This is a genomic window from Xanthomonas sp. WHRI 6108 (assembly GCF_040202385.2).
GTDB lineage: Bacteria > Pseudomonadota > Gammaproteobacteria > Xanthomonadales > Xanthomonadaceae > Xanthomonas > Xanthomonas arboricola.
The window spans coordinates 2,450,409-2,476,377 of the sequence record NZ_CP168198.1 but is presented as its reverse complement, the minus strand read 5'-3'; the positions used below and the strand labels follow the sequence as shown (position 1 = coordinate 2,476,377).

Genomic DNA, 25,969 nt, shown 5'->3' with positions numbered 1-25,969 from the left:
AGCGGTTAGCGCCGCGGCGGTTGACCTGCACATGCGTGGCCGAATGGCGGGCCTCGCAAGGTAGGCTGCACCGCTTGAGACAGCGGCTTGGGTCGGTGGCGGCATGGTCCCTCCCGAGATCGATGTTGCCATGTGAAAACGATTACATGTCAGAATAAACCAATGCATTCGTTTGCAGGGGATTTCCTTGCAGGCGCATGCGGCGTCACCGCCGTCGGGAGGGCCGAGGGCAGGGCGCACAACTTACGTTGAGGCCGAAGATGGCGAAAGTGCAGTTGGAAGGTGTCCGCAAGGTCTACGAGAACGGCCAGGTCGCGGTGCAGGGTGCGAGCTTCGAGGTCGCCGATGGCGAGCTGATGGTGCTGGTCGGTCCGTCCGGCTGCGGCAAGTCGACCCTGTTGCGCATGATTGCCGGGCTCGAGGACATCAGTGCCGGCACGTTGAAGATCGGCGAGCGCGTGGTCAACGACGTGGCCCCCAAGGACCGCGACATCGCCATGGTGTTCCAGAGCTATGCGCTCTACCCGCACATGACCGTGGCCGAGAACCTGGCCTTCGGGCTCAAGCTGCGCGGCCACCCCAAGCAGGTCATCGCCGAGCGCGTCAACAACGCCGCCGAGCTGCTGGGGCTGACCCCGATGCTCGACAAGCTGCCCAAGGCGATGTCCGGCGGCCAGCGTCAGCGCGTGGCGCTGGGGCGGGCGATGGTGCGCGAGTCGTCGGTGTTCTTGCTCGACGAGCCGCTGTCCAATCTGGATGCCAAGCTGCGCCACAGCGTGCGTACCGAGATCGCGCAGCTGCATCGCAAGCTCGGCACCACGATGATCTACGTCACCCACGATCAGGTCGAGGCGATGACGCTGGGCCAGCGCATCGTGGTGCTCAAGGATGGGGTGATCCAACAGATCGACAGCCCGATGGCGCTGTACGACCGCCCGGCCAATCTGTTCGTGGCCGGATTCCTCGGCAGCCCGGCGATGAACGTGCTGCAGGGGCGCCTGGATGAGCAGGACGGCCTGCATCTGGTCATGGCCGATGGCTGGCGCGTGCCGCTGGGTGCGGCGCGGGTCGAGCGCAGCTGGTTCGGTCGCGAGGTCATCGTCGGCGTGCGTCCGGAGCATCTGCAGCCGTCAAACGACGCCGCGCTGGGCTTTGACGCGCGTATCGATGTGATCGAGCCGGTCGGCAACGAGATCTTCCTCAATCTCGACCGCGGCGGCCAGCCGCTGGTGATCCGGGTCGCGCCGCAGGCCCTGCCGGCGGTGGGGGAGCATCTGCGCCTGGCACTGCGCAGCGAGGCGCTGCACTTCTTCGACCCGGCCAGCGGCGAACGGCTGGCGCTGGCCTAACGCGCCAGCCCCTGCACGAACGCAAGCGGGCGGGCGGCATGCGCGCCCGCCTGCAGCACGGCGTCGGCTTCCAGGGTCAGCTCCAGCGGCAACACCGCCAGCGCAAGATCGCCCGTCACGCTGACCAGCGTGCCGACGGTGGCATCGCCCAGCAGCACGGCCTGGCCGGCCTCGACCAGCGAATCGCTGCCAACGGCATCGACCTGCAACAGCTGCAGCGCACGCTTGGCCTTGCCCAGAAAATGCGTCCGCGCCACGATCTCCTGGCCCGGATAGCAGCCCTTTTTGACGCTGAAGGCCTGCAGGCGATCCAGCGCCAGCTGCTGCGGCGTCCACTGCTCACGTTGCGCATCGGGCAGGCGCGCCAGCCCCAGTTGCAGGTCCGTACGGCGCCACTCGGCGTCCATGCGCGGTACTTCGATAGGCGCGGCCAATGCCTCATCGTTCGTCAGCAACACCAGCGTGCGCGGCAGGGCAGGGCTGCCCAGGTCCAATTCGATACGCTGCGTTCCGATATCGGCCTGCGCGCCCTGGGCGCGGGCGGGCGCGGCAAGGCCGCCAAACGCCGAAAGCGCCGCCACGCCGATCTTGAGCTTGCGTCGGAACACAAAACGGCCGAGTTGCGTTGCGATCTCGGCCGCATTGCCATCGGGCAACAGCATCAGCAGGTGGGTGTCGTCCTCACGCAGGAGTGCGAAGATGGCGATCACGCGCCCCTTTGCCGTCAACCACGCATTCCACTGCCACTGCCCGATCGCCAGCGCCTGTACGTCGTTGGCAAATTGCGCATGCGCGAACGCCACTGCATCCGTCCCGATCAAGCGGACGTATTGCATGTCGTGCAGGGAGCCAAAACCCTGTGGAATAAGATTCAGGTTGTCAGCCATGGAAGGGGAGGACTAAAATCGCAATGTTGTGAGACCACTATGATAGGCCATCCAACCCCCACCCCAGCGCAGGATTCCGAGACGCAGCCTTCTCCTCAGGAGCATCTTCCCGAGAAGCAGCCACTGCCCAAGGAGATTGGTGGACGCGACGGCCCCGAGCCAACGCGCTACGGCGACTGGGAAAAAAATGGACGCTGCATCGATTTTTGAGCAGCTTTTAGCCACAGCGGTCTAGTGCCGCCCAGCCGAGAAAACGAGCCCAGCGAATGGCGATCCGCGAACGTCCTCTTTCCCCGCATCTCCAGGTGTACCGCTGGCAGATACAGATGGTGACCTCGATTCTCAATCGAGCCACTGGCATCGTACTGTCCATCGGCGCCCTGGCGATTGCTGCCGCCTTGCTGACATTGATGCTCGGCCCCGACCACTGGAATTGTTTCCGCGAGCACGCAGGCGCCTGGTACGGCCAGGTTTTCCTGTTCGGCTGGACCTGGTGCTTCGCGTTCCACCTGTTCGGTGGACTGCGCCACATCATGCAGGACTTCGGACAGGGCTATGCAGTGCGCTCGTTCGTCAGTCTTGGCTGGTTGTCGCTAATCCTGAGCTTCGTGCTCACCGCTGCGATCTGGGCCTATGTACTGCTGGCCGGAGGTGCCGTATGAACCGCTACCGTACCCCGCTGAAGAACGTGCGTGGCCTGGGTGCCGCCAAGACCGGCACCGAGCACTTCGTGGTGCAGCGCCTGACCGCCACCGCCCTGGTGCCGCTGTCGATCTGGTTCCTGATCTTCGTGCTGAGCCTGATCGGTGCCGATCACGCTGCGGCCAGCGCTGCCGTGGCCAAGCCCTGGAACGCGATCCTGTTGGTCGGCTTCCTGATCGCCTCGTTCTGGCATGCGCAGCTGGGCATGCAGGTGGTGCTGGAAGATTACGTGCACAACTCGCTGCTCGCGCTTGCTGCGCAGACCATCGTGCGCTTCGTCGCCGTGCTGGGCGCCATCGTCAGCGTGTTTGCCGTGGCGCGTATTGCGCTGGGCATCAGCTGAGTCGTCCGCGACCAAACAGGAATCCATAATTCGATGTCCGCTTACAAGATCACAGAACACAAGTACGACATGGTCGTGGTGGGCGCCGGCGGCGCCGGCCTGCGCGCCACGTTCGGCCTGGCCCAGAAGGGCCTGCAGACGGTCTGCCTGACCAAGGTCTTCCCGACCCGCTCGCATACCGTTGCGGCGCAGGGCGGCATCTCGGCCGCGCTCGGCAACATGGGCGAAGACGACTGGCGCTACCACTTCTACGACACCATCAAGGGCTCCGATTGGCTGGGCGACCAGGACGCGATCGAGTACATGTGCCGTGAGGCGATCCCGGCCATCATTGAGCTCGAGCACTACGGCGTGCCGTTCTCGCGTACCGAAGAGGGCAAGATTTACCAGCGCCCGTTCGGCGGCATGACCACCAAGTACGGCGAAGGCCCGTCCGCGCAGCGCACCTGCGCGGCGGCCGACCGTACCGGTCACGCGATGCTGCACACGCTGTACCAGCAGTCGCTGGCGCACAACGCACGCTTCATGATCGAGTACTTCGCACTCGACCTGATCTTCGACGAGGAAGGCGTCTGCCGCGGCGTGCTGGCGCTGGATATGGCCGATGGCAGCTTGCATCTGTTCCGCGCCCACGGCGTGGTGCTGGCCACCGGCGGCTATGGCCGTGCCTACTTCAGCGCCACCTCCGCCCACACCTGTACCGGTGACGGCGGCGGCCTGGTGATGCGTGCCGGCCTGCCGGTGCAGGACATGGAGTTCGTGCAATTCCATCCCACCGGTATCTACGGTGCGGGCTGCCTGATCACCGAGGGCGTGCGTGGCGAAGGCGGCATCCTGCGCAACAGCAACGGCGAGCGCTTCATGGAGCGCTATGCACCGCATTACAAGGATCTGGCATCGCGCGACGTGGTATCGCGCTCGATGACCGTGGAGATCCGCGAAGGCCGTGGCGTGGGCGAGCACAAGGATCACATCCTGCTCGACCTGACCCACCTCGGCCCGGAAGTGATCAACGAGAAGCTGCCCGGTATCGCCGAGAGCGCGCATATCTTTGCCGGTGTGGACGTGACCAAGCAGCCGATTCCGGTGTTGCCGACCGTGCACTACAACATGGGCGGCATTCCGACCAACTTCTATGGCGAAGTCGTGCGCAAGCAGGGCGACAACCCGGATGCGGTCGTGCCGGGCCTGTATGCGATCGGCGAAGCTGCCTGCGTGTCGGTGCACGGCGCCAACCGCCTGGGTTCCAACTCGCTGCTGGATCTGGTGGTATTCGGCCGTGCGGTGGCAAACCGCTGCGCCGAGACGGTCAAGCCCAACCAGCCGCACAAGACATTGCCGTCCGATGCCTGCGAAAAGGCGCTGGGCCTGCTGGACAAGCTGCGCTACGCCAACGGCTCCACGCCGACCTCGGTGATCCGCGACAACATGCAGCGCACCATGCAGTCGGACGCGGCGGTGTTCCGTACCAGCAAGACGCTGAAAGAGGGCGTCGACAAGATGGCCGAGATCTTTGCCAGCTTCGAAGACGTCAAGGTCTCGGACCGCTCGCTGGTATGGAATTCGGATCTGATCGAAACCTACGAGTTGAACAACCTGCTGCTCAATGCAGTGGCGACGATCAACTCGGCCGAACAGCGGCATGAGAGCCGCGGCGCGCATTCGCACGAAGACTTCCCGGACCGCGACGACGTCAACTGGCAGAAGCACACGCTGGTCACCGTCGACGACAAGGGCAAGTGCGAGTTCGAGTATCGTCCGGTGCACATGTACACGCTGAGCAAGGACGTGGACGTGGTCCCGCCGAAGCCGCGCGTTTACTGATCGATGCGCATGGATCGATCTGCTTTCGCCCTGCATCTGCTGGCCGGCCTGTCCGGGTACCGCAGCCGTGCACCGCGACAGCCGGATCGCCCCATGACGCAGGGGCAACGCCGGCATGCCGCCGGCGGTTGCGCCACCGCCGCGGCGGTGGCATCCGTCATCTTTACCTTCATGCGCACGGTGCGGTTGTCGTTCGCACCGCGCATCGCCTGAGCCAACGAGAGCAGCTATGGCAGAGTTCACCCTCCCCAAGAATTCAAAGATCGGCAAGGGCAAGCATTACCCTGCACAGGGCGCCAAGAACACGCGCACCTTCAAGGTCTACCGCTGGGATCCGGATGGCGACGCCAACCCGCGTACCGACAGCTATGAGATCGATCTCGACAAGTGCGGCCCGATGGTGTTGGACGCGCTGATCAAGATCAAGAACGAGATCGACCCGACGCTGGCGTTCCGTCGCTCCTGCCGCGAGGGCATCTGCGGCTCGTGCGCGATGAACATCGACGGCACCAACACGCTGGCCTGCACCAAGGCGATTGCCGCCTGCGGCAAGGCCGAGGTGCCGATCTACCCGCTGCCGCACATGAGCGTGATCAAGGACCTGGTGCCGGATCTGACGCACTTCTACGCGCAGTACGCGTCGATCAAGCCGTGGATCCGTACCCAGACCCCGCCGCCGCCGGACCGCGAGCGCCTGCAGTCGCCGGAAGACCGCCGCAAGCTTGATGGCCTGTACGAGTGCATCCTGTGCGCCTGCTGCTCGACCAGTTGCCCGAGCTACTGGTGGAATGGCGAGCGCTATCTGGGCCCGGCGATCCTGCTGCAGGCGTATCGCTGGATCATCGATTCGCGCGACGAGGACACCGGTGCGCGCCTGGACGACCTGGAAGACCCGTTCAAGCTGTATCGCTGCCACACCATCATGAACTGCGCGCGGACCTGCCCCAAGGGCCTGAACCCGGCGCTGGCGATTGCCGAGATCAAGAAGCTGATGATGGCGCGTCGCGCCTGATCGCAGCGCAATGCGGGCCCGCGTTGGCGGGGAGATGGTTCACAGCGGCACCGGCCCTTGGTCTGGTGCCGCTGTCGTTTTCGGCGCCGGCAAGGCGAGCTGGAGAGTGAGATGGATGAAGAAACCCTGTTGAAGAAACTGCGCTGGCGTTGCCGGCGCGGCATGCGCGAGCTCGATCAATTGTTCGGGCGCTATCTGGATCAACGCTGGGCGCAGGCTTCCGAATCCGAGCGCGCGGTTTTCCTACAGCTGCTGGATTGCGAAGACGATAAGTTGTGGCGCTGGTTCATGGGATACGAGGCCTGCCCCGATGCCGTCAACGCCGCACTCATCGCCGATATTCGCGCCATGCCGGCTTGAATGGCGCCCATCGCGCGGGCTTGCTTGCGCACTGGGCGTGCTGAGCGCGCTCGCATTGTTGGCACTCTGGCGGAGCGGGGCACCGCCATGGCTGGCGATGCTGTTGTCCGTCTATACGGTGTTGACCGGTGGACGATCGCTGCGCCTGCTGTTGCGCTCGTCAGCACGGGAAGTGATCGTGCCCTGGAGCGAAACGCCTGCCAGCGTTGACGGTGTGCAGGTGCAGGGCCTGCAGGTGGCGTGGCGCGGGCCGATCGCGGTGATGGCGTGGACCGGCCCGGATGCACGTCGCCAACGCCTACTTTTCTGGCCGGATACCTTGCCCGCAGCGCAGCGACGTGAACTGCGTCTGGCCGCTCAGGCACACGCCATTTCGTCCCGGCGGCCGCAAGTGGCACCATAGCGTCCCTTTCCTGGTTGAACCGCATGTTCAAACCTATCCCGGTTGCCATCGGCTTGCGCTACCTGCGTGCCAAGCGGCGCAATGGCTTCATCTCGTTTATCTCGATGGCATCGATCCTGGGCATTGCCCTGGGCGTGACCGTGCTGATCACCACGCTGGCGGTGATGAGCGGTTTCCAGAAGGAAATCCGCGACCGCCTGCTGCAGATGGCCGCGCATGCCACGGTCAGTGCGGATGGCGCGCCGATGCACGACTGGCAACATGCAGTCGAGGTCGCCATGGCCGATCCGCGCATCGCCGGTGCCGCGCCGTACATCGAAACCGAATCGCTGCTGCAGGGCCCGCGCAAGCAGCCGGCGATCGTGCGCGGCATCGTTCCTGCCGAAGAGGGCAAGGTATCGGTACTGGCCAAGAAGATGCAGCAGGGGTCGGTCGACAGCCTGACCCCGGGCTCCTACAACATTGTCATCGGCAAGGAGCTTGCGCTGTGGCTGGGCGTGGACATGGGCGACAGCATCGTGGTGCTGCTCAGCGATACCCAGGCCACGCCGCTGGGCGCGATGCCGCGGCTCAAGCGCTTCACCGTCAGCGGAATCTTCGAGGCGGGCTACAACGAGATCGACCGCGGCCTGGCCGTGGTCAACATGCAGGACCTGGCGCGCGTGTTGCGCATGGACGGCGTCACCGGCGTGCGGCTGCGCCTGCACGACATGGATCAGGCCTGGCCGGTGGCGCGCGATCTGGCGGTGAAGTTGCATGGCCCGTACCGGGTCAGCGACTGGACCCAGGAGAACGCCAATCTCTACCACTCGTTGAAGATGGAAAAGACCGTGATGGGCATCCTGCTGTCGCTGATCGTGGCGATGGGCGCGTTCAACCTGGTGTCCTCGCAGGTCATGCTGGTCACCGACAAGCAGGCCGATATCGCCATCCTGCGCACCCTGGGCCTGTCGCCTGCGGGGGTGATGCAGGTGTTCATGGTGCAGGGTTCGTTGATCGGCTTCATGGGCACGATCATGGGCGTGATCGGCGGCATCGTGCTGACGCTCAACCTGGAACGCATCCTGGGCGTGATCGAGACGATCTTCAGCGTCAAGCTGCTGCCCGAGGACGTGTATTACATCACCGGCTTGCCGACCGACATGCAGACCCAGGACGTGGTGGTGATCACCGTCGTCGCGCTGGTGATGAGTTTCCTGGCGACCTTGTATCCGGCATGGCGCGCCTCGCGCACGCAGCCGGCGGAGGCGCTGCGTTATGAATGAGATCAGGGAATCGGCTGTGCAAACGCCAAACCAAGCAGAGGCGGTGATCCGCGCCGAGGGTCTGGCCAAGACCTACGCCGAAGGCAAAATGCGCACGCCGGTGTTCGACGGGCTGGATCTGACCGTGGCGACCGGCGAAACCGTGGCCATTGTCGGCGCCTCGGGGGCGGGCAAGAGCACGCTGCTGCATCTACTCGGCGGCTTGGACATCCCGACCTCCGGCGAGGTGTACGTGGCCGGCCGGCGCATGTCGGCGTTGTCCGATGGCGAGCGCGGCAAGCTGCGCAATCAGGCGCTGGGTTTCGTCTACCAGTTCCATCATCTGCTGCCGGAATTCACCGCGCTGGAAAACGTGATGATGCCGGTGCTGCTGTCCGGGAAAGAGGTGTCGGTGGCGCGGGCGCAGGCCTTGCAGTTGCTGGAATCGGTCGGGCTCGGACATCGCATCGAGCACAAGCCGAGCGAGTTGTCCGGCGGCGAGCGTCAGCGTGCAGCGGTGGCGCGTGCGCTGGTGAACAAGCCAGGCTGCGTGCTGGGCGATGAGCCCACCGGCAACCTGGACGACAAGACCGCCGAGACCGTGTTCGAGCTGATGCTGGAACTCAACCGTGCACAGCGCACCAGTCTGGTCCTGGTAACGCACGATCGCAGCCTGGCGCGGCGCCTGGACCGCGTGCTCGAGCTGCATCAGGGCAAGCTGCGCGAACTGGCACCTTCTGCGGTGTGAGAAGCACTGCCTGGCCGTCGGAATTCCTGGCGGCTGGGCGGTGTTGAACCCGCGGTCTCAGATTGAAGATCCTGGGGCTGGTGACGGGTGCATTCGCGTGATGCATCGACCGGCGTTCGCCACACATGCGCGTTCAGCACGCAATGCCCGCGCGTAGCATCGCGCCGATGCTCGCGGTGACAGGACGCGCGTTGACAGGAAGAACGGTCGCCGCCACGTGTGTGGCGACGACCCAACGCATCAGGGAATGATGCGCAGCGCGCGCAGGCGCGTGAAAAGTTCCAGGAATGATGCACGGCTGTCGTAGAAATCCGTAAAGCCCAGTTCGCGGCTCTTGGTCATGTCGTTGACGCACTCGATCTCGCGGCCCAGGTCGGCATCGGTGTGCCACCAGGATGCCAATCGATTGACGTCGGCCTCCACCAGGCCATGCTGGCTCGCGATCTCGCTCCATATTGCCGGCGCGGTCTCGCTCAGGCGTGCCTCCAGCGGCTGCGGGGTCTCGGGGCAGGGCGCAGCGTCGAGCCCGAAGAAGTCGGCAATCTGGCTCCACATCCAGCGCCAGCGGAACACATCGCCGTTGACGGTGTTGAAGGCCTGATTGCGTGCGGCCGGGCTCAGGCCGGCCCAGGCCAGCTGCTTGCCGAGCAGGCCGGCATCGGTCAGGTCGGTGAGGCTGTTCCACTGCGCCTGCGAGCCGGGAAACACGAATGGCTGGCCGGTGTGCTTGCATAGCGATGCATACACCGCCAGCGTGACGCCCATGTTCATCGCATTGCTGCCATTGGCCATGCCGATCATGGTGTGCGAGCGATGCACGCTCCAGCCGAAGCCATGCTGCTCGGCGTGTGCGAACAACAGGTCTTCCAGCGTGTAGTAGAAGTTCTCGCCGGGCTGGCGCGGCTCGCTTTCGCGGAACGGCGTTTCCGCCTTGCCGCTGCCGTAGTTCTCGAACGCGCCCAGGTAATGCTTGGTACCGGTGACCAGCGCCATGTGCTGCAGCGGCGCATCGCTCAGCGCTTCGCACAGATGCCGCATCATCGCGCCGTTGGCTTCGACGTTCTCGCGCTCGGTGTCGCGCCGTGTCCAGGTGCAGAAGAACACGTGGGTGATCGGCAGGCCACGCAGCGCGGTGCTGGTGCTGTCGGCATCCAGCAGATCGGCCGCAAGCGGGACCACGCCGTCCTGAGGCAGCGAGCGCCGTGCCAGGCCATAGACGGTCCAGCCATCGGCCACCAGGACATTGGCGAGGTTGTAACCGGAAATGCCGGTCACGCCGACAATCAGTGCAGTGCCTTTACGCATGGGGAAGCTCCTCAGAAACAGTGGCGAACATAGCGCGGCAGTCATGAAATCGAGGCGAATGCAGGCTGATACGGTTGCTGTGGGGCCTGCACACGCTGTCCTGCCCGGCGCATTGCACGCGTGCGGCAGCACCTTCCACCGGCTGGATGTACCACGGCAGGCGCAGTCTTATTCCTACCGCGCAATGCGCCGCTCGCGGCTGTGCCCGACGCAGGCGCTGGTCTAACTTGAGTCGGTGGATGGACCACGGCCGGGATGGCGACCGACAGCATGGATGCGTCAGCACAGGCACCGCCTACACCGCGGCGGGTATCGACGATGACCGTGGCAGCGGCCTTGTTGCTGGGCATCGTGGTGTGCGCGTGGTCGCCTGCGCTGCAGTCGCGTGCGGCCTATGCGGCATGCCTTGCTGCAGCGGTGCTGGGTATCGGCCTCGGCACATGGCTGCTTCCGCGGTGGATCGTGTTGGTGTGGGCACTGGCCAGCGTGGTGTTCGGTTTCGGCCTGATGGGCTGGCAGGGCGCCGGCGTCCTGCAGGCACAACTGCGCCCGCAGGATGAAGCGCGGGAACCGACGGTGCGCGGGCAGATTGTCGAACTGCCGGTCGCCGAGCCACGACGCACGCGCTTCCAGCTGCGTGTGGATGACGATCCCGCACAGCCTGCCGCACTGCGCGGCAAGCTGCTGCAGCTGGCCTGGTATGACGACTTCGGTGCCGAGCGCATGGGGCCGCGTGCCGCGCTGCGCGCGGGCGCCGCCTGGCAGCTGCGGCTCAAGCTGCGTGCGCCACGCGGCTTGCGCAACCCCGGTGGCTTCGATGCCGAGCGGCAGGCACTGGCGCAGCGCATTGCCGCCAGCGGCTATGTGCGGGTGCCGGCTGCGGCGCGGCAGACCGCTGCACCGCGCGGTGTGGATGCCTGGCGCGAAGCGATGTCGCAGCGCATTGCCGACCGCGTGCCCGGATCATCGGCGCCTTACCTGCGCGCGCTCGCCCTGGGCGACATACGCGGGCTGGACGACGCAGCCTGGGCCACGCTGCGTGCGACCGGGCTCAGCCATCTGATTGCGATCTCGGGATTCCATGTGGGGCTGGTGGCTGCATTCGTCGCCGTGCTGGTCGCCGGACTCTGGCGAGCCTGGCCGGTGCTTGGAACGCGGATTCCGCGTAGCCATGCGGCGGCGGTCGCCGCCTTGCTCGGTGCCGCAGGGTATGCAGTGCTGGCGGGCCTGGCGCTGCCCACGGTGCGCACCGTGCTGATGATTGCCGTGGTCGCGTTGGCGCGGGTGCTGCGGCGGCGTGCCAGCACCGTGCAGATCCTCGCGCTGGCCTTGTTGGCAGTACTGCTGGGGGACCCGCTGAGCGTGCTGGTGGCGGGCTTCTGGCTCAGCTTTGCCGGGGTGGCCTGGCTGGTGTGGTGCCTGCCAGCGGACAATCGCGCGGTCGTGCGCGGCTTCCTGTCCGCCCAGACCGTCGCCACTGTCGGCCTTCTGCCGTTGACCGTCAGCCTGTTCGGCCAGGCGTCGTTGGTGGGGCCATTGGCCAATCTGGTCGCCATTCCCTGGTGGACTTTTGTGGTGGTGCCGCTCGCCTTGCTGGGCACCGGGCTGGAAGCAGTGCTGCCGGGAGCGGGCGTGTGGGCATGGCGATTGGCTGGCTGGTGCTTCGAGCTGACCTGGCCGGGCCTGGTCTGGCTTGGGCAGACCTCGGTGGCGTTGTGGTGGGTGCCCGAGTCCGATGCGCTCGCGTTGGTCGCGGCCTTGCTCGGCGCGTTCTGGTTGCTGCTGCCGCGCGGCACGCCCGGCAAATCCATGGCGCTGCTGTTGTGGTTGCCGCTGCTGTGGCCGGACCGCGAGCTGCCCGCGGCCGGCGAGGCCGACGTGCAGGTGCTGGACGTGGGGCAGGGGCTGGCAGTCTTGGTACGCACGCAGCGGCATGCGTTGCTGTTCGACACCGGCCCGGCGGTGCGCGATGGCTTCGATGCCGGCGAGCGGGTGGCGCTGCCGGCCTTGCGCGCGCTCGGGGTGCGTCGCCTGGATGCCATCGTGCTCAGCCATGCCGACGCCGACCATGCCGGCGGCTATGCAGCGGTGCGTGCGGGATTGCCCGTTGCGATGACGGCGGCACCGCCACAGGCGCCACTGGACGTCAGCACCCGCTGCCGTGCCGGCCAGCAATGGGCATGGGATGGGGTGCGCTTTGGCTTCCTGCACCCCAGCGCCGGCTTCCCGTATCTGCGCAATCAGTCCAGTTGCGTGCTGCGCATCGAAACACGGTATGGAAGCGCCTTGTTGCCGGGCGATATCGGCGAGCTCGTCGAGCGCCGCCTGCTGCGTGAACATGCCGCGGAGTTACGTGCCGATGTGGTGGTGGTCCCGCACCACGGCAGCGCCGACGGCTCGCATGCCGATTTCATCGCCGCCACCGGCGCGCGGCTGGCGCTGGTGTCCTCCGGGTACGGCAATCGCTTCGGTCACCCGCGTGCCGAGGTGATGCAGCGCTGGCAGGGCAGTGGCGCCGAGTTGCTCGACACGGCCCGGGCCGGGGCAATCCGGGTCTGGCTGGGCGCGGAGGGCCTGCAGGTACGCGAGCGCCGGCGCTGGCAGCCACGGCTCTGGGATGCTGCGGAACGGCGGCGGTCGGCTGCTATCCTATCGACCAGCGAATAGGCGGCCGCGTTGCCGGAGGAATCGAATCGTGTTGGAGCTGGTCAAGGCAGGCGGTTGGCCGATGGTGCCGTTGCTGTTGCTGGGCGTGATCGCGCTGGCGATCGTGCTGGAGCGTCTGTGGAGCCTGCGCCGCAACGAGGTGACCCCGCCAGGTCTGGGCGAGGAGGTCCGCAACTGGGCCGCGCGCGGAAAACTGGATCCCAGCCACATCGAGTCGCTGCGGCGCAATTCGCCGCTGGGCGCTTTGCTGGCCGCAGCGCTGGATGTGCGCGGTCGTCCGCGTGAATTGATTCGCGAGCGTATCGAGGACACCGGCCGGCATGTGGTGCACCGCATGGAGCGCTATCTGAATGCCTTGGGCACGATCGCTTCGGCCGGGCCGCTGCTGGGACTGCTGGGCACGGTGGTGGGCATGATCCAGATGTTCCTGGGCATCCTCGATCACGGCGTGGGCGATGTGAACCAGCTGGCCGGCGGCATCGGCAAGGCGCTGGTGTGCACGGCCACCGGCATGATCATCGCGGTACCGGCATTGATGGCGCATCGCTTCTTCAAGGGCCGCATCGCCGGTTACATCATCGAGATGGAGCAGGAAGCCACCTTGTTGCTGGACACGATGGACGGCCGCGTGGTGCCAGCCGCCGCGGCGCCGGTCGTGGCAGGTGGCAAACCCGTCATGGCAAAGGGCTGACGGATGCGCATCGGCAGTGACCGAAGCCAGGACGAGCCGCATATCGATCTGGTGCCATTGATTGACGTCATCCTTGTCCTCATCATCTTTTTCGTGGTGACCACGACCTTCGACGCACGCTCCACGCTGCAATTGCAGCTGCCGACCGCCAGCGACCAGCACAGCAGCACACCGCCACGTTCGCTGAGCGTGCTGGTCAATGCCGATGGGCGTTATTTCATCAACGATCAGGAAGTGCTGCGCTCGGACGTGGACTCGCTCAAGCAGACCATCGCCCAGCTCGCCGGCGACGACCGCGAGCAGACGGTGTTGCTGCGCGCCGATGCACGCACGCCGTATCAAGCGGTGGTGACAGCGCAGGATGCGTTGGGGCAACTCGGCTTCCGCCGCATCGCGATCGCCACAGCGCCTCAAGCCGGGGCGACATCCACGACCGGCCAGACCCGCACTAACGGAACCCGCCAGTGACCACCTCCAACGACCGCCCGGCGCCAGTTTCGTCCTGGCGCACGTACCGTCGCCTGCTGGCCTTCGCCAAGCCGTATCGCCTGTTGCTGGTCGCCGCGCTGATTGCCGCGCTGATCGAAGCGGCCGGCACGACCGGCTTCCTGGCGTTGATGAAGCCGATCACCGACGAGACCTTCATCTACAAGAATGCCGAAGTCAGTCGCTGGCTGCCGGTGCAGATCATCCTGTTGTTCGTGGTGCGCGGCGTCGCCGGCTACATCACCGATATGGCGATGGGCAAATCCGCACGCAGCATCGCGCGCGACCTGCGCGTCAAGGTGATGTCCAAATATCTGCGCCTGCCGGGATCGCGCTTCGATTCCGAACCGGTGCCGTCGATGCTGATCCGCCTGGGCTCGGACTCGGACCAGGTGGCGCAGGCGGCGGTGGATGCGGTCAAGGTGATGATCCAGCAGTCGCTGCAGGTGATCGGCGCATTGGCGTTGATGCTGTGGCATAGCTGGCAGGTCACGCTGACCATCCTGGTGCTGGCACCGGTGCTGGCCTGGGTGATGGACAAGGTGGCGCGGCGCTATCGGCGCATCAGCCACAGCATCCAGGAAAGCGGCGCGCATCTGTTGCAGGCCGCCGACCAAACCTTGTCCAGCCATCAGGAGGTCAAGATCTACGGTGCCCAGCAGACCGAAATGGAGCGCTATGGCGCGCTGGCCGACCGCAATCTGCGTCTGGCGATGAAGGTCGAATCCACGCGTGGCATTTCCACCGCCACGGTGCAGATGATCGGTGCGATCGGCCTGTCGGCGCTGTTGTTCGTGGCCGGTGCCCAGGCACTGGCCGGGCGGCTGACCGCCGGCGACTTCGTGGTGCTGATGACCTCGATGCTGACGATCATCCCGGGCCTCAAGCAGCTCACCAATGTGCAGAACATGGTGCAGCGTGGCCTGGCCTCGGCCGAGCGCCTGTTCTCGGTGCTCGACAGTCCCGACGAGCCGGACCAGGGCGCGGTGCCGCTGACGCGCGCCAAGGGCCTGATCGAATTCCGCAATGTCACTGCACGCTATCCGGACCAGGTGAACCCGGCCCTGGCCGAGGTCAGTTTCGTGGCGCAACCGGGCACGGTGACGGCGATCGTCGGGCGTTCCGGCAGCGGCAAGTCCAGCCTGATCAAGTTGATCCCGCGCTTCTACGAAGCAGAGTCCGGGCAGATCCTGCTCGACGGGCACCCGGTGCAGGCGTACGCGTTGGCCGATCTGCGGCGGCAGATCGCGCTGGTTGGCCAGCAGGTGATGCTGTTCGACGGCAGCATCGCCGACAACGTCGCCTATGGCGAAATGCGCAGTGCCGATGCCGGCCAGCTGGAACGCGCCATCCTGGGCGCCAACGCGATGGAGTTCGTCGCGCAATTGCCCGAAGGCCTGCAGTCGCATGTGGGCACCAAGGGCGGGCGCCTGTCCGGCGGCCAGCGCCAGCGTCTGGCGATCGCGCGCGCGATGCTCAAGGACGCGCCGATCCTGATTCTGGACGAAGCCACCGCGGCGCTGGACAACGAATCCGAACGCCTGGTGCAGGACGCCTTGCACAAGCTGATGCCGGACCGCACCACGCTGGTGATCGCGCACCGCCTGTCCACCATCGAGCATGCCGACCAGGTGCTGGTGATGGACCAGGGCCGTATCGTCGAGCGCGGCACCCATCACCAATTGCTGGAGCAGGGCGGCTTGTACTCGCACCTGCACGGCATGCAGTTCCGCGAACGTCAGGCATGAGCAAGCGCGGCACCCGCACGCCGGGTTACTGGTACGACAATGCGCCGATCCCGCTGTCGGCGCGCCTGCTGGCGCCGGTCTACGGCGCTGCCATCGCGCTGCGACGCGCCCTGTATCGCCGCGGCTGGCGCAAGCGCCACGGCGTGCCGGTGCCGGTGATCGTGGTGGGCAACGTCACTGCCGGCGGCACCGGCAAGACGCCGTTGACGATTGCCCTGGTCGCCAAGTTGCAGGAGGCCGGCTGGACGCCCGGCGTGGCCAGCCGCGGGTATGGCCGTGACGAATCGGGCACGGCGCGCTGGGTCGAGGCGGACACGCCGGTCGCGCTCGGCGGCGACGAGCCGGTCCTGATCGCCTGGAAGACCGGTGCCCGCGTACGCGTGGACAGCGATCGCCTGGCTGCGGCGCGCGCCCTGGTCGAAGCGGGCTGCGACATCGTCGTCTGCGACGACGGGCTGCAGCACTACCGGCTGGCCCGCGATGTCGAGATCGAAGTGGTCGATGGCCAGCGCCGCTACGGCAACGGGCGCCTGTTGCCGGCCGGGCCGCTGCGCGAGCCGGCTGCACGTGCACGCGACTGCGATTTCCGCGTGGTCAATCTGGGCCAGGCCAGCGCACCAGCGACCACACCCGCGCCCGATGACGCCGGATTCGGCGAATGGCAGATGCGCCTGAGCATCGACAGCGTGCAGCCGATGGATGGCAAGCGCGCTCAGCCATTGAGCCGGCTGGCCGGCCAGCGCGTGCATGCGGTGGCCGGGATCGCGCACCCGGAACGCTTCTTCGCGATGCTGCGCGCGCGCGGCATCGGCGTGGTGCCGCATGCCTTCCCTGATCATCACGTGTATCGCGCGGCGGATTTCAGTTTCGGCAGCCGTTTGCCAGTGCTGATGACCGAAAAGGATGCGGTGAAATGCAGGCCATTTGCCGACGAATGGCTGTACAGCGTGCCGCTCAAGGCGGAGCTGCCGGCGGCGTTCTGGGTGAGCCTGCTGGATCGCCTGGACAAGTTGGCCAGCCGGCAGGGCGTGTGAACGCTGCGCCGGTGGGCGATCTGCGGCTTGGTTGCAGGGTCCTTCGACTCACTGTCGCGGGACACGCCGCAAGAACATCAAGGTCCCGCGACGGTGGGTGGGCAAGGGCCAATCAAGATGGTCGGTGTGCCTGTGCGGGCAGTACGGGCAGCGGCGCGTAGTGCTGATGTCGGGCATCGCCGCCCAATTGACCACCGTGACTTCGCTCACACCACGACATCATGCGATTCGGTTATCTCGTTTCTTCCACTCTTCCTGTTTTCCAGAGCGCGCACGCATGACTAACTCAACGCCTGCAGATTTCGTCGTCGCCATTCCCGCGCGCTACGCTTCCACGCGCTTGCCGGGCAAGCCGCTGCAGTTGATCGGCGATCACCCGATGATCCAGCATGTGGCCGAGCGGGCGCTGCTGGCCGGCGCGCGCGAGGTCTGGGTGGCCACCGACGATGCACGCATTGCCGAGGTGGTCGAAGGCCTGTCCGGCGTGCATGTGGCGATGACCGGCGACGCGCACGCATCGGGTACCGACCGGCTTGCCGAATGCGCGCGGATCGCCGGATGGGAAGCCGATACCTGCGTGGTGAACCTGCAGGGCGACGAGCCGTTCGCGCCGGCCGCCGGCATCCGTGCGGTGGCCGAGCTGCTGCTGCACTCCGGCGCCGAAATGGCCACGCTGGCCGCGCAGGTCGACGGCGCGCACGAACTGTTCGATCCGAACGTGGTCAAGCTGGTGCGTAACGCAGGTGGCGACGCCTTGTACTTCAGTCGCGCGCCGATTCCCTGGCATCGCGACAGCTTCGCCAGTCAGCGCGACAGCTTGCCCGGTGACGGGCAATGGCTGCGCCATATCGGGATCTACGCCTACCGCGCAGGATTTCTGCAGCGCTTCGCGGCAATGCCGCCCGGCATGCTGGAGCGCATCGAGTCGCTGGAACAATTGCGCGTGATGGAGGCCGGCTACCGTATCGCGGTGGCGTTGACGCCGGAGCAGTTTCCGCCCGGCATCGATACCCCGGACGATCTGGCGCGCGCGCAAACCCGCGTGGCAGCGGCATGAGGGTGCTGATCGTGTGTCTGGGCAATATCTGCCGCTCGCCAATGGGCGAGGGCGCCCTGCGTGCGCGGCTGGACGAGGCGCGGTTGTCGCGGCGGATCGAGGTCGATTCGGCCGGCACCGGCGACTGGCATGCCGGCGATCCGCCGGACCCACGCGCGATTCGCTGCGCACGCGGCCATGGCGTGGACATCTCCGGGTTGCGCGCGCGCCAGGTGCGCGGCGCCGACTTCGAACACTTCGACTGGTTGCTGTGCGCCGATGGCAGCAATCTGCGCGATCTGCAACGCCTCGCCCCGGCGCCGCTGCGCGACAAGGTCGCGCTCTGGCTGCCCTGGGCCGGTGTGGAAGAGCGTGACGATATCCCCGACCCCTACACCGGTGACATGGACGATTTCGAGCGTGCCTGGCAACTGGTCGATACCGCTGCGCGCCAGACCGTGGCCAGACTCACCCGCAGCTAATCGGGCTTGGGCATAATTACGGTATGACTGCCCAGCTTACCCAGGAATTGCCGGAATTTCCTACCTGGCTCAATGCCAGGCCATCCACCCTGCAGGAGCATCGCGGGCGGGCGCTGGTGCTGGCATTCGTCAATGCCAGCTCGGTGTGGTGCGCCGAGCGCCTGGCCGAGCTGGCGCAGTTCCAGGCGCGCAGCCCCGGCCGGCTGCAGGTGATCGTGGTGCAGGTGCCGCGCTTCGACAGCGAACGCGAGCCGCAACGCGCGCTCAAGCAGCTGCGCGGCCATGGTGTCAGTGCGCCCATTTTGCTCGACAGGGACTGGGAGACCTGGCGCCGTTTCGGCATCGACTCCTGGCCGACGCTGGTGCTGCTCGATGCCTACGGCCGCGAGCGTCAGCGCCTGGTCGGCGTGACCGGCGATCTCGACAAGGCGCTGGTCGCCCTGTGCGAAGGCCAGCAGCCGCCATCGGACGCCGACCTGCATGGGGTGGCCGAGCGCGATCCCGAGCCGCGCCTGGAGCTGCGGTTTCCAACCGGCCTGGCCGCCACCGAGGACCGCCTGTACATCGCCGACACCGGCCATCACCGCGTGCTCGAATGCACGCATGGCGGCCGCGTGCTGCGCCAGTTCGGCCACGGCAACGCGGACTTCATCGATGGTGGCGTCGGTGAAGCGGCGTTCCGGCGTCCGCAAGGCCTGGCGCTGGAGCGCGACCAGCTGTATGTCGCCGACACCGGCAATCACGCCCTGCGTCGCATCAACCTGCGCAGTGGGCAGGTCGACACCTTGTGCGGCACCGGGCGCTCCGGCGAGCCGGTCGAGGGGCCGCTGGCGTTCGCCGGTGCCTCGGCGCTGAACTACCCGCAAGGCCTGGCCGTTGCCGACAATCAGGTGTTGATCGCCATGGCGGGCGACAACCGCATCTGGAGCTATGACCTGGGCCGCGCCGCATTGAGCGCACGCGCCGGTACCGGTGCGCTCGAGATTCGCGATGGCAGCGGGCACCTGGCCGCATTCGCACAGCCGGCCGGCCTGGCCGCGGTGCAGCAGGTGGCCTACATCTGCGATGGGCTGGGCTCGTCGATCCGCACCATGCAATTGCGCGGCGATCTGGTGCAGACCCTGGTCGGCGGGCAGGGCACCTGGCAGTTCGGCGACGAGGACGGCCCGCGCGGCACTGCGCGGCTGCAGTTTCCGCAAGCCATCGCGCTGGCGGCCGATTCGCCGATGCTGTGGATCGCCGACACCGGCAACGGCCGTCTGCGCTGCCTGCGTCTGGGTGGCGGCGAACTGACCACGGTCGCGCTGCCACGCCGCCTGCATGGCCCGGCCGGGCTGGCGGCCGCCGCCGGCGCGGTGTGGATTGCCGAGACCGATGCCCATGCCGTGTTGCGCTACGACCTGGCGAGCGGCGAACTGCGCGATGTTTCGATAGAAGAATGAACGCAAGGCCCCAATCCGATTTCGATGGAAAGGCGTTTGCAGCGCAATTGAGCACCGCGCCCGGCGTCTACCGCATGTACGCGGGCGACGACACCTTGCTGTATGTCGGCAAGGCCGGTGCATTGCGCAAGCGCGTGGGCAGCTATTTCAACGGCACGCCGAAGAATGCGCGGCTGACCTCGATGCTGTCGCAGGTCGCGCGGATGGACGTCACCGTGACCCGCAGCGAAGCCGAAGCGCTGCTGCTGGAAAACCAGCTGATCAAGTCGCTGTCGCCGCGCTACAACGTGTCGCTGCGCGACGACAAGAGTTATCCCTACGTGCTGCTGACCCGCGAGCAGTGGCCGCGCATCGCCCTGCATCGTGGCCCGCGTGCCGTGCAGGGGCGCTACTTCGGCCCGTACACCGGCGTTACCGGCGTGCGCGAAACGCTGAGCCTGATGCACAAGCTGTTCAAGCTGCGCAGTTGCGAAGACAGCGTGTTCCGCAACCGCTCGCGGCCGTGCCTGCAATACCAGATCGGTCGCTGCAGCGCGCCCTGCGTGGAGCTGGTCGCCGCGCCCGATTACGCCGAATCGGTACGCCGCGCCACCATGTTTCTGGAAGGCAAGAGCGACCAGCTCGGCGAAGAGATCATGCAGTCGATGCAGCAGGCCAGCGAGGCGCTGGAGTTCGAGCGCGCCGCACGCCTGCGCGATCTGCTCTCCTCGCTGCGCAGCATGCAGAACCGCCAGTACGTGGACGGCCGCGCGGCGGATCTGGACGTGCTGGCCTGCGCCACGCAAGCCAGCCAAGCTTGTGTGCTGCTGCTGAGTTTTCGCGACGGCCGCAACCTGGGCACGCGCTCGTTCTTTCCCAAGACCAACGGCGAAGACAGCGCGGACGAAATCCTGGCTGCGTTCGTGTCGCAGTACTACGCCGAACATTCGCCGCCACGCGAGATCCTGCTCGATCGAGAAATTCCCGATGCCGAGCTGATCGAGGCCGCACTCAGCGCCGCCGCCGAATACAAGGTGACGTTGAAGTGGAACGTGCGCGGCGAGCGTGCCGGCTATCTGCTGCTGGCGACACGCAACGCACAGCTGACCCTGGTCACCGAACTCACCAGCCAGAGCGCGCAGCATGCGCGCAGCGAGGCATTGCGCGAGATGCTGGGGCTGGCCGAGCAGGTCAGGCGGGTGGAGTGCTTTGACATCAGTCACACCATGGGCGAGGCGACGGTGGCCTCGTGCGTGGTGTTCGATGCCAGCGGCCCGGTGCGCGGCCAATACCGGCGCTTCAATATTTCCGGAATCACGCCGGGCGACGACTATGCGGCGATGCGTCAGGCCATCGAACGGCGTTTTCGACGCGCGGTGGAAGAAAACGGCGTGCTGCCGGATGTGCTGCTGATCGACGGTGGCGCCGGTCAGCTCGCACAGGCGAAGGGCGCGCTGGCCGATCTGGGCATCGAGAATGTGCTGCTGGTCGGCGTGGCCAAGGGCGAGGAGCGCAGGGCAGGGCACGAGGCGCTGATCATGGCCGACGGCCGCGAACTGCGGCCGGGTGCGGCATCGCCGGCACTGCAGTTCATCCAGCAGGTGCGCGACGAGGCGCACCGCTTTGCGATCACCGGTCACCGCGGCCGCCGCCAGAAGGCGCGCATGACCAGCAAACTCGAGGATATCCCCGGCATCGGTCCGCGCCGACGCGCGAGCCTGCTCAAGCATTTCGGTGGCCTGGTCGGGCTCAAGGCCGCCGGCGAAGCCGAGATTGCACGGGTGGAGGGCGTCAATGCCGCACTTGCCGCGCGAATCTACGCTAACCTGCACGGGCTGGCGCTTCCCGATGCGGCAGGCGAGTCGAGTCCGTAATGAAGTTGACCATCCCCACGTGGCTGACACTGCTGAGGATCGTGATGATCCCGGTGCTGGTCGTGGTGTTCTACCTGCCGTACACCTGGACCAATTTCGCCTCCGCCGGCGTGTTCGCGCTGGCCGCCATCACCGACTGGCTGGATGGCTGGGTCGCGCGACGTTATCACCAGTATTCGGCCTTTGGCGCGTTCCTGGACCCGGTGGCCGACAAGTTGATGGTCGCAGTGGCATTGTTCCTGATCGTGCAGGGCCACCCCACACCATGGATGGCATTCTGGGCGGCGGTCATCGTCGGCCGTGAAATCGCAGTCTCCGCCCTGCGGGAATGGATGGCCGAAATCGGCCAGCGCGCCAAGGTACGGGTGGCGGTGATCGGCAAGGTCAAGACCACCGCACAGATGGTCGCGCTGCTGTGTCTGCTGTATTCGGTGACGCCGGGGCAGATGCCCACGCACGGAATCTGGTTCGGCAACCTGATTTTCCGCGCCGGATACTGGACGCTGGCGATCGCCGCATTGCTGACGCTGTGGTCCGGATTCCAGTACCTGCAGGCCGCCTGGCCGAGCCTGCGCGCCGACGAAAAAGCCGCGATCACCAGCAAACCGAAAAAAGTCGAAAGCAATAGTTGACAGCGATGCTGTTCGCTGTAGAATTTCGCCTCCCAAGCGGGAATAGCTCAGTTGGTAGAGCGCAACCTTGCCAAGGTTGAGGTCGCGAGTTCGAGTCTCGTTTCCCGCTCCAGATGTAGACAAGGCCCCTTGCCGGAGGTCTCGTTGTTTCAAGGCAGGATGCCTTGGGTTTGATGTTTCGGCCTGGTGGTAGAGTGGTTATGCAGCGGACTGCAAATCCGCGTACGCCGGTTCAATTCCGGCCCAGGCCTCCACATTGCATGCGTTGTTTCATGCGTCGGCAACGACGACAGGACTGGCGCAACGAAGTAACAAGCTGTACAATTTTGCTCCACGCGGGAATAGCTCAGTTGGTAGAGCGCAACCTTGCCAAGGTTGAGGTCGCGAGTTCGAGTCTCGTTTCCCGCTCCAAATTCAAACCCCGTATATCGAACGATATACGGGGTTTTTTATTGGTCGATGCTGGTGTCGGGCTAGCACTTGAGGAGGGCAACTCTTGGCCTTCTTCTCGCTGACGTAGCGCGGCGTGCTTGATGCCAGATGCGCATTGCGCCTGGTGCTCCGCTGGCGCCAGGACTTCTGTCGTAAACAAGATCGCATCGTTGTGCGTGGCACTGCGTGGATGCTGCGGTTGGTGCTCTCCAGGCGCACGGAAGGGCACTGCGGCCTGCATGCTATGCAATGGCGCGCCGTTCCATCTCGTCTGGCATCGCTGTCCACGTCTATCGCAGCCGTGATCACCAATCTGCTCGCGCTGTTCCACCTCAGCCTGCGCGGCGCTGAGGATTGCGGTGATGTGCGAGACAGGGGAGCGGGCTGAGGGCGCGTCATGCACTTGCAAGCGCAACGCAGAGGCTGGACTGCTCAATGCGAGAGCGCTGCGACATCGCAGCAGGCAAGGCTTGTCGACGCGTCGATGGCGTTGCGCACTTACAGTGCCACTAGAGCGTGCCCGGGGCGGGAATCGAACCCGCATAGCCTTGCAGCTGAGGGATTTTAAGTCCCTTGCGTCTACCAGTTTCGCCACCCGGGCATTGCGATAGCGTGCCTGATTGCGCGCCGATTGTGAATCGCCGCGTCGCCAGTTCGCCGCACTCATGGTCCGATGGTTGCCTGCGCTATGCTCCCACCGCGCAGGCGCGCAGCAACCGGCTGCGCACGATCGAAGGAACCGCATGTCCAGCACCACGCTACTCGCTCCGCAGCAGGCCCGCATCGCGGTGATTGGATTGGGCTATGTCGGCCTGCCGTTGGCCGTCGCGTTCGGCGAGCAACGCGATACGTTGGGCTTCGACATCGATGCGCAGCGGGTCGCGCAGCTGCGCGACGGCCACGATGCCACGCTGGAGCTGGACGACACCGAGCTGGCTGCCGCCACCCGGTTGCGCTACACCGCGAATGCTGCGGACCTGGCTGCGTGCAGCATCTTCATCGTCACCGTGCCGACACCGATCGACAGCTTCGAGCAGCCCGACCTGGAACCGCTGCGCAGTGCCACCACCTTGATCGCCGCTGCGCTCAAACCCGGCGACCTGGTGATCTACGAATCCACCGTCTACCCGGGCACTACCGAAGAAGTCTGCGTGCCCTTGCTCGAAGCCGCATCGGGGCTGCGTTTCAATGACGACTTCTTCTGTGGCTACAGCCCCGAGCGCGTCAACCCGGGAGACCGCCAGCGGCGTCTGCGCGATATCCGCAAGATCACCTCCGGCTCTACCGCAGAAGCCGCCGATGCGGTCGACGCGCTGTACGCCAGCATCATCACTGCCGGCACCTGGCGGGCACCGTCGATGCGCGTGGCCGAGGCCGCCAAGGTGGTGGAAAACATCCAGCGCGACGTCAATATCGCACTGGTCAACGAGCTGGCCTTGATCTTCGACAAGCTGGGCATCGATACGTTGGACGTGCTGGAAGCCGCCGGAACCAAGTGGAATTTCCTGCCGTTCCGCCCCGGCCTGGTCGGTGGTCACTGCATCGGGGTGGATCCGTATTACCTGATGCACAAATCCGAAAGCGTGGGCTATCACCCGGACCTGATCCACACCGCGCGCCAGGTCAACAACCGCGTCGGCCGGCACGTGGCCGAGCGCGTCTGCGGCATGCTGGCCACGCGTGGCGTGGTGCTTGCGCAGGCGAGGGTGCTGGTGCTGGGCGCCACCTTCAAGGAGAACTGCCCGGACCTGCGCAACAGCCGCGCGCTGGAGCTGGTGCAGCTGCTGCAAGCCGCTGGCGTGCAGGTCGACACCTGCGACCCGTGGGCCGACCCCGCAGAAGCGCTGCAACACGCCGGCGTGCAGTTGTGCGAGCTTGCGGACGAGGGTGCGTACGACGCCGTCGTGCTGGCAGTCGCGCATGCGCAATACCGCGACTACGACACCCAGCGTATTGCCGCACTGGGCAAACCGGGTGCGGTGATTTACGACGTCAAATCAGTGTGGCCGCGCGAGGCGGTCAGCGATCGTCTGTAGCGCGGTCGGTCTGCTGCAGCCATTGCACCGCGCCATGCGCGGCACGTAATCCACTGGCGAAGCAGGCAGTCAGCAGATAGCCGCCGGTCGGTGCTTCCCAGTCGAGCATCTCGCCGGCGCAGAACACGCCAGGCTGCGCGCGCGCCATCAGCTGCGCATCCAGCGCCTCCAGCTGCACGCCACCGGCCGAGCTGATCGCCTCGGCAAGCGGTCGCGGTCGCAACAGGCGTAACGGCAGGCGTTTGAGCGTATGCGCCACCAGCGCAAGATCGTCGCCCGCCTGTTTGCCCAGGTGTTCGTAGAGCAAGGCGGCCTTGACGCCGTCGATGCCGACCTGCCGGCGCAGATGCTCGCTGAAACTGCGTCCCTTGCGCGGTTTTTCCAGTTCGGCGCTGATGCGTTCCAGCGAGCGTCCCGGAAGCAGGTCCAGGCCCAGCTCGGCGACGCCATCGGCATCGATCTGCGCGCGCAGATCCGCAGCCAGCGCATAGATCAGGCTGCCCTCGATGCCGGTGGAGGTCGCAACGCACTCGCCCTGCAGTTGCTGCGGTGTGCCGCTGCGATCCTGCCAGTGTGCGACCACGGGCTTGAGCGGCGCACCGGCATGCCGCTGCACAAAGTGCGCGCTCCAGGCGATGTCGAAGCCGCAGTTGGCCGGCACCAGCGGCGCCACCGCAATGCCGCGATCCTGCAGCACGCCTTGCCAGCGACCATCGGAGCCGAGCTGCGGCCAGCTGCCGCCACCAAGCGCCAGCACCACCGCATCTGCGGTGCGTTCGACATCACCGGTGGGCGAGTGGAAACGCAAGCCACCGTCATCGCTCCAGCCAAGCCAACGGTGCTGCACATGAAACACAACGCCTTGTTCCTTGAGTCGACGTACCCAGCCACGCAGCAGCGGCGCGGCCTTGCGATCCATCGGGAACACGCGCCCGGAACTGCCGACATAGGTCTCCACGCCCAGGTCGCGCGCCCAGGCGCGCAGCGCATCCGCATCGAACTGCTGCAACCACGATGCAACGGCCTCGCTGCGCTCGCGATAGCGCTGCGCAAACAACGGCATCGGATCGGAGTGGGTGAGGTTCAAGCCGCCCTTGCCGGCAATCAGGAACTTGCGCCCCACCGAACCCTTGGCTTCGTACAGGTCGACCGCAAGGCCTGCCGCACATGCCACCTCTGCCGCCATCAGGCCGGCCGGTCCACCACCGATGATGGCCAGCCGCCGCTTGCTCGCATCCGTCATTGCTCAGCCC

General features: G+C 66.1%; 24 protein-coding genes, 4 tRNA genes and 1 pseudogene. 25 read left to right on the top strand and 4 right to left on the bottom strand.

The features are described from left to right. The first annotated feature begins 260 nt into the window (after window positions 1-260). Complete coding sequence (locus ABQ039_RS10370; protein ID WP_016902595.1) at window positions 261-1,349, top strand: ABC transporter ATP-binding protein; 1,089 nt, start codon at window positions 261-263, stop codon at window positions 1,347-1,349. On the opposite strand, the gene ABQ039_RS10365 is transcribed toward ABQ039_RS10370, so the two are convergent. Further along, window positions 1,346-2,236: a folate-binding protein YgfZ gene (locus tag ABQ039_RS10365; protein ID WP_184609470.1), complete on the bottom strand. Its 891-nt coding sequence runs from the start codon at window positions 2,234-2,236 to the stop codon at window positions 1,346-1,348. The two genes, ABQ039_RS10370 and ABQ039_RS10365, sit on opposite strands and share 4 nt — an antisense overlap. Between ABQ039_RS10365 and ABQ039_RS10360 the strand changes: the two genes are divergently transcribed. The 10 genes from ABQ039_RS10360 to lolD all read left to right on the top strand — a co-directional run bounded on the left by ABQ039_RS10360 (window position 2,138) and on the right by lolD (window position 8,872). Beyond that, on the top strand, window positions 2,138-2,446 hold the full coding sequence (locus tag ABQ039_RS10360) for a DUF1674 domain-containing protein (protein ID WP_228599687.1): 309 nt from the start codon (window positions 2,138-2,140) through the stop codon (window positions 2,444-2,446). The genes ABQ039_RS10365 and ABQ039_RS10360 overlap by 99 nt on opposite strands. A 56-nt stretch (window positions 2,447-2,502) precedes the next feature. Beyond that, window positions 2,503-2,898 carry a succinate dehydrogenase, cytochrome b556 subunit gene (gene sdhC / locus ABQ039_RS10355; RefSeq protein WP_026064344.1) on the top strand — a complete coding sequence of 132 codons (396 nt, stop codon included), beginning with the start codon at window positions 2,503-2,505 and terminating at the stop codon, window positions 2,896-2,898. Beyond that, complete coding sequence (sdhD, locus tag ABQ039_RS10350; protein ID WP_016902592.1) at window positions 2,895-3,281, top strand: succinate dehydrogenase, hydrophobic membrane anchor protein; 387 nt, start codon at window positions 2,895-2,897, stop codon at window positions 3,279-3,281. Before sdhC ends, sdhD begins: the two co-directional genes overlap by 4 nt. A gap of 33 nt (window positions 3,282-3,314) precedes the next feature. Then, window positions 3,315-5,105, top strand: a complete 1,791-nt coding sequence (sdhA, locus tag ABQ039_RS10345) for a succinate dehydrogenase flavoprotein subunit (RefSeq protein WP_039514416.1) — start codon at window positions 3,315-3,317, stop codon at window positions 5,103-5,105. A 3-nt stretch (window positions 5,106-5,108) separates the two neighbouring features. Then, a complete protein-coding gene (locus tag ABQ039_RS10340; protein WP_080959882.1) occupies window positions 5,109-5,318 on the top strand; it encodes a hypothetical protein in 210 nt (69 codons plus the stop codon). A 16-nt stretch (window positions 5,319-5,334) separates the two neighbouring features. After that, window positions 5,335-6,117, top strand: coding sequence for a succinate dehydrogenase iron-sulfur subunit (locus ABQ039_RS10335; RefSeq protein WP_102256613.1), 783 nt, complete (start codon window positions 5,335-5,337; stop codon window positions 6,115-6,117). Window positions 6,118-6,228: 111 nt separating this feature from the next. Continuing rightward, window positions 6,229-6,477 (top strand): succinate dehydrogenase assembly factor 2, encoded by a 249-nt coding sequence (locus ABQ039_RS10330; RefSeq protein ID WP_016902588.1) that lies wholly within the window; start codon window positions 6,229-6,231, stop codon window positions 6,475-6,477. Beyond that, on the top strand, window positions 6,428-6,880 hold the full coding sequence (locus tag ABQ039_RS10325; protein WP_184609472.1) for a protein YgfX: 453 nt from the start codon (window positions 6,428-6,430) through the stop codon (window positions 6,878-6,880). The genes ABQ039_RS10330 and ABQ039_RS10325 overlap by 50 nt, the downstream gene beginning before the upstream one ends. Window positions 6,881-6,903: 23 nt before the next feature. Next, entirely contained in the window at window positions 6,904-8,145 is a 1,242-nt protein-coding gene (locus ABQ039_RS10320) for a lipoprotein-releasing ABC transporter permease subunit (RefSeq protein ID WP_054592953.1), read from the top strand. Next, window positions 8,138-8,872: a lipoprotein-releasing ABC transporter ATP-binding protein LolD gene (lolD, locus tag ABQ039_RS10315; protein ID WP_039521716.1), complete on the top strand. Its 735-nt coding sequence runs from the start codon at window positions 8,138-8,140 to the stop codon at window positions 8,870-8,872. The genes ABQ039_RS10320 and lolD overlap by 8 nt, the downstream gene beginning before the upstream one ends. A 240-nt stretch (window positions 8,873-9,112) precedes the next feature. Here the strand turns inward: lolD and ABQ039_RS10310 are convergent, their stop codons facing one another. Then, window positions 9,113-10,177: an SDR family oxidoreductase gene (locus ABQ039_RS10310; protein ID WP_184609474.1), complete on the bottom strand. Its 1,065-nt coding sequence runs from the start codon at window positions 10,175-10,177 to the stop codon at window positions 9,113-9,115. Window positions 10,178-10,432: 255 nt separating this feature from the next. Here ABQ039_RS10310 and ABQ039_RS10305 point away from each other — a divergent pair. The 13 genes and pseudogenes from ABQ039_RS10305 to ABQ039_RS10245 form a co-directional block, all read left to right on the top strand. After that, a pseudogene (locus tag ABQ039_RS10305) lies at window positions 10,433-12,979 on the top strand (DNA internalization-related competence protein ComEC/Rec2); the annotation flags it as partial. Next, window positions 12,873-13,535: a MotA/TolQ/ExbB proton channel family protein gene (locus tag ABQ039_RS10300; RefSeq protein WP_349777781.1), complete on the top strand. Its 663-nt coding sequence runs from the start codon at window positions 12,873-12,875 to the stop codon at window positions 13,533-13,535. The pseudogene ABQ039_RS10305 and the gene ABQ039_RS10300, both read left to right, overlap by 107 nt. Window positions 13,536-13,538: 3 nt before the next feature. After that, the gene (locus ABQ039_RS10295) at window positions 13,539-14,003 is read left to right on the top strand and encodes a biopolymer transporter ExbD (protein WP_102254224.1); all 465 of its coding nucleotides are present in this window, start codon (window positions 13,539-13,541) and stop codon (window positions 14,001-14,003) included. Beyond that, window positions 14,000-15,769 (top strand): lipid A export permease/ATP-binding protein MsbA, encoded by a 1,770-nt coding sequence (gene msbA / locus ABQ039_RS10290; protein WP_349777782.1) that lies wholly within the window; start codon window positions 14,000-14,002, stop codon window positions 15,767-15,769. Before ABQ039_RS10295 ends, msbA begins: the two co-directional genes overlap by 4 nt. Beyond that, window positions 15,766-16,803 carry a tetraacyldisaccharide 4'-kinase gene (gene lpxK, locus ABQ039_RS10285; RefSeq protein ID WP_184609476.1) on the top strand — a complete coding sequence of 346 codons (1,038 nt, stop codon included), beginning with the start codon at window positions 15,766-15,768 and terminating at the stop codon, window positions 16,801-16,803. Before msbA ends, lpxK begins: the two co-directional genes overlap by 4 nt. Window positions 16,804-17,080: 277 nt before the next feature. Then, on the top strand, window positions 17,081-17,860 hold the full coding sequence (gene kdsB, locus ABQ039_RS10280) for a 3-deoxy-manno-octulosonate cytidylyltransferase (RefSeq protein WP_184609477.1): 780 nt from the start codon (window positions 17,081-17,083) through the stop codon (window positions 17,858-17,860). Further along, entirely contained in the window at window positions 17,857-18,321 is a 465-nt protein-coding gene (locus ABQ039_RS10275; protein WP_024938676.1) for a low molecular weight protein-tyrosine-phosphatase, read from the top strand. Before kdsB ends, ABQ039_RS10275 begins: the two co-directional genes overlap by 4 nt. 23 nt (window positions 18,322-18,344) lie before the next feature. Then, window positions 18,345-19,763: a hypothetical protein gene (locus tag ABQ039_RS10270; protein ID WP_167764190.1), complete on the top strand. Its 1,419-nt coding sequence runs from the start codon at window positions 18,345-18,347 to the stop codon at window positions 19,761-19,763. Beyond that, entirely contained in the window at window positions 19,760-21,616 is a 1,857-nt protein-coding gene (gene uvrC / locus ABQ039_RS10265; protein ID WP_054592960.1) for an excinuclease ABC subunit UvrC, read from the top strand. The genes ABQ039_RS10270 and uvrC overlap by 4 nt, the downstream gene beginning before the upstream one ends. Further along, entirely contained in the window at window positions 21,616-22,248 is a 633-nt protein-coding gene (gene pgsA / locus ABQ039_RS10260) for a CDP-diacylglycerol--glycerol-3-phosphate 3-phosphatidyltransferase (RefSeq protein ID WP_024938673.1), read from the top strand. Before uvrC ends, pgsA begins: the two co-directional genes overlap by 1 nt. A 36-nt stretch (window positions 22,249-22,284) precedes the next feature. After that, window positions 22,285-22,360, top strand: a tRNA-Gly gene (locus ABQ039_RS10255). A 68-nt stretch (window positions 22,361-22,428) separates the two neighbouring features. After that, a tRNA-Cys gene (locus tag ABQ039_RS10250) sits at window positions 22,429-22,502 on the top strand. 81 nt (window positions 22,503-22,583) lie between these two features. Next, window positions 22,584-22,659 (top strand) — tRNA-Gly (locus ABQ039_RS10245). A 538-nt stretch (window positions 22,660-23,197) separates the two neighbouring features. Here ABQ039_RS10245 and ABQ039_RS10240 read toward each other — a convergent pair. Continuing rightward, window positions 23,198-23,281 (bottom strand) — tRNA-Leu (locus ABQ039_RS10240). Window positions 23,282-23,423: 142 nt separating this feature from the next. Between ABQ039_RS10240 and ABQ039_RS10235 the strand changes: the two genes are divergently transcribed. Beyond that, the gene (locus ABQ039_RS10235) at window positions 23,424-24,716 is read left to right on the top strand and encodes a nucleotide sugar dehydrogenase (protein ID WP_054592961.1); all 1,293 of its coding nucleotides are present in this window, start codon (window positions 23,424-23,426) and stop codon (window positions 24,714-24,716) included. On the opposite strand, the gene ABQ039_RS10230 is transcribed toward ABQ039_RS10235, so the two are convergent. Continuing rightward, complete coding sequence (locus tag ABQ039_RS10230; RefSeq protein WP_184609478.1) at window positions 24,700-25,959, bottom strand: TIGR03862 family flavoprotein; 1,260 nt, start codon at window positions 25,957-25,959, stop codon at window positions 24,700-24,702. The genes ABQ039_RS10235 and ABQ039_RS10230 overlap by 17 nt on opposite strands. Window positions 25,960-25,969: the final 10 nt, after the last annotated feature.

Excerpts from the sequence above, each read along its gene's own strand:
- sdhD (WP_016902592.1), top strand. The coding sequence starts at position 2,895 with ATGAACCGCTACCGTACCCCGCTGAAGAACGTGCGTGGCCTGGGTGCC.
- ABQ039_RS10330 (WP_016902588.1), top strand. The coding sequence starts at position 6,229 with ATGGATGAAGAAACCCTGTTGAAGAAACTGCGCTGGCGTTGCCGGCGC.
- ABQ039_RS10310 (WP_184609474.1), bottom strand. The coding sequence starts at position 10,177 with ATGCGTAAAGGCACTGCACTGATTGTCGGCGTGACCGGCATTTCCGGT.
- ABQ039_RS10230 (WP_184609478.1), bottom strand. The coding sequence starts at position 25,959 with ATGACGGATGCGAGCAAGCGGCGGCTGGCCATCATCGGTGGTGGACCG.
- ABQ039_RS10360 (WP_228599687.1), top strand. The coding sequence starts at position 2,138 with ATGCGCGAACGCCACTGCATCCGTCCCGATCAAGCGGACGTATTGCAT.
- sdhA (WP_039514416.1), top strand. The coding sequence starts at position 3,315 with ATGTCCGCTTACAAGATCACAGAACACAAGTACGACATGGTCGTGGTG.
- ABQ039_RS10235 (WP_054592961.1), top strand. The coding sequence starts at position 23,424 with ATGTCCAGCACCACGCTACTCGCTCCGCAGCAGGCCCGCATCGCGGTG.
- ABQ039_RS10270 (WP_167764190.1), top strand. The coding sequence starts at position 18,345 with ATGACTGCCCAGCTTACCCAGGAATTGCCGGAATTTCCTACCTGGCTC.
- lpxK (WP_184609476.1), top strand. The coding sequence starts at position 15,766 with ATGAGCAAGCGCGGCACCCGCACGCCGGGTTACTGGTACGACAATGCG.
- ABQ039_RS10340 (WP_080959882.1), top strand. The coding sequence starts at position 5,109 with ATGCGCATGGATCGATCTGCTTTCGCCCTGCATCTGCTGGCCGGCCTG.
- kdsB (WP_184609477.1), top strand. The coding sequence starts at position 17,081 with ATGACTAACTCAACGCCTGCAGATTTCGTCGTCGCCATTCCCGCGCGC.
- ABQ039_RS10335 (WP_102256613.1), top strand. The coding sequence starts at position 5,335 with ATGGCAGAGTTCACCCTCCCCAAGAATTCAAAGATCGGCAAGGGCAAG.
- ABQ039_RS10295 (WP_102254224.1), top strand. The coding sequence starts at position 13,539 with ATGCGCATCGGCAGTGACCGAAGCCAGGACGAGCCGCATATCGATCTG.
- ABQ039_RS10320 (WP_054592953.1), top strand. The coding sequence starts at position 6,904 with ATGTTCAAACCTATCCCGGTTGCCATCGGCTTGCGCTACCTGCGTGCC.
- uvrC (WP_054592960.1), top strand. The coding sequence starts at position 19,760 with ATGAACGCAAGGCCCCAATCCGATTTCGATGGAAAGGCGTTTGCAGCG.
- ABQ039_RS10325 (WP_184609472.1), top strand. The coding sequence starts at position 6,428 with ATGCCGTCAACGCCGCACTCATCGCCGATATTCGCGCCATGCCGGCTT.
- ABQ039_RS10370 (WP_016902595.1), top strand. The coding sequence starts at position 261 with ATGGCGAAAGTGCAGTTGGAAGGTGTCCGCAAGGTCTACGAGAACGGC.
- lolD (WP_039521716.1), top strand. The coding sequence starts at position 8,138 with ATGAATGAGATCAGGGAATCGGCTGTGCAAACGCCAAACCAAGCAGAG.
- ABQ039_RS10365 (WP_184609470.1), bottom strand. The coding sequence starts at position 2,236 with ATGGCTGACAACCTGAATCTTATTCCACAGGGTTTTGGCTCCCTGCAC.
- pgsA (WP_024938673.1), top strand. The coding sequence starts at position 21,616 with ATGAAGTTGACCATCCCCACGTGGCTGACACTGCTGAGGATCGTGATG.
- sdhC (WP_026064344.1), top strand. The coding sequence starts at position 2,503 with ATGGCGATCCGCGAACGTCCTCTTTCCCCGCATCTCCAGGTGTACCGC.
- ABQ039_RS10275 (WP_024938676.1), top strand. The coding sequence starts at position 17,857 with ATGAGGGTGCTGATCGTGTGTCTGGGCAATATCTGCCGCTCGCCAATG.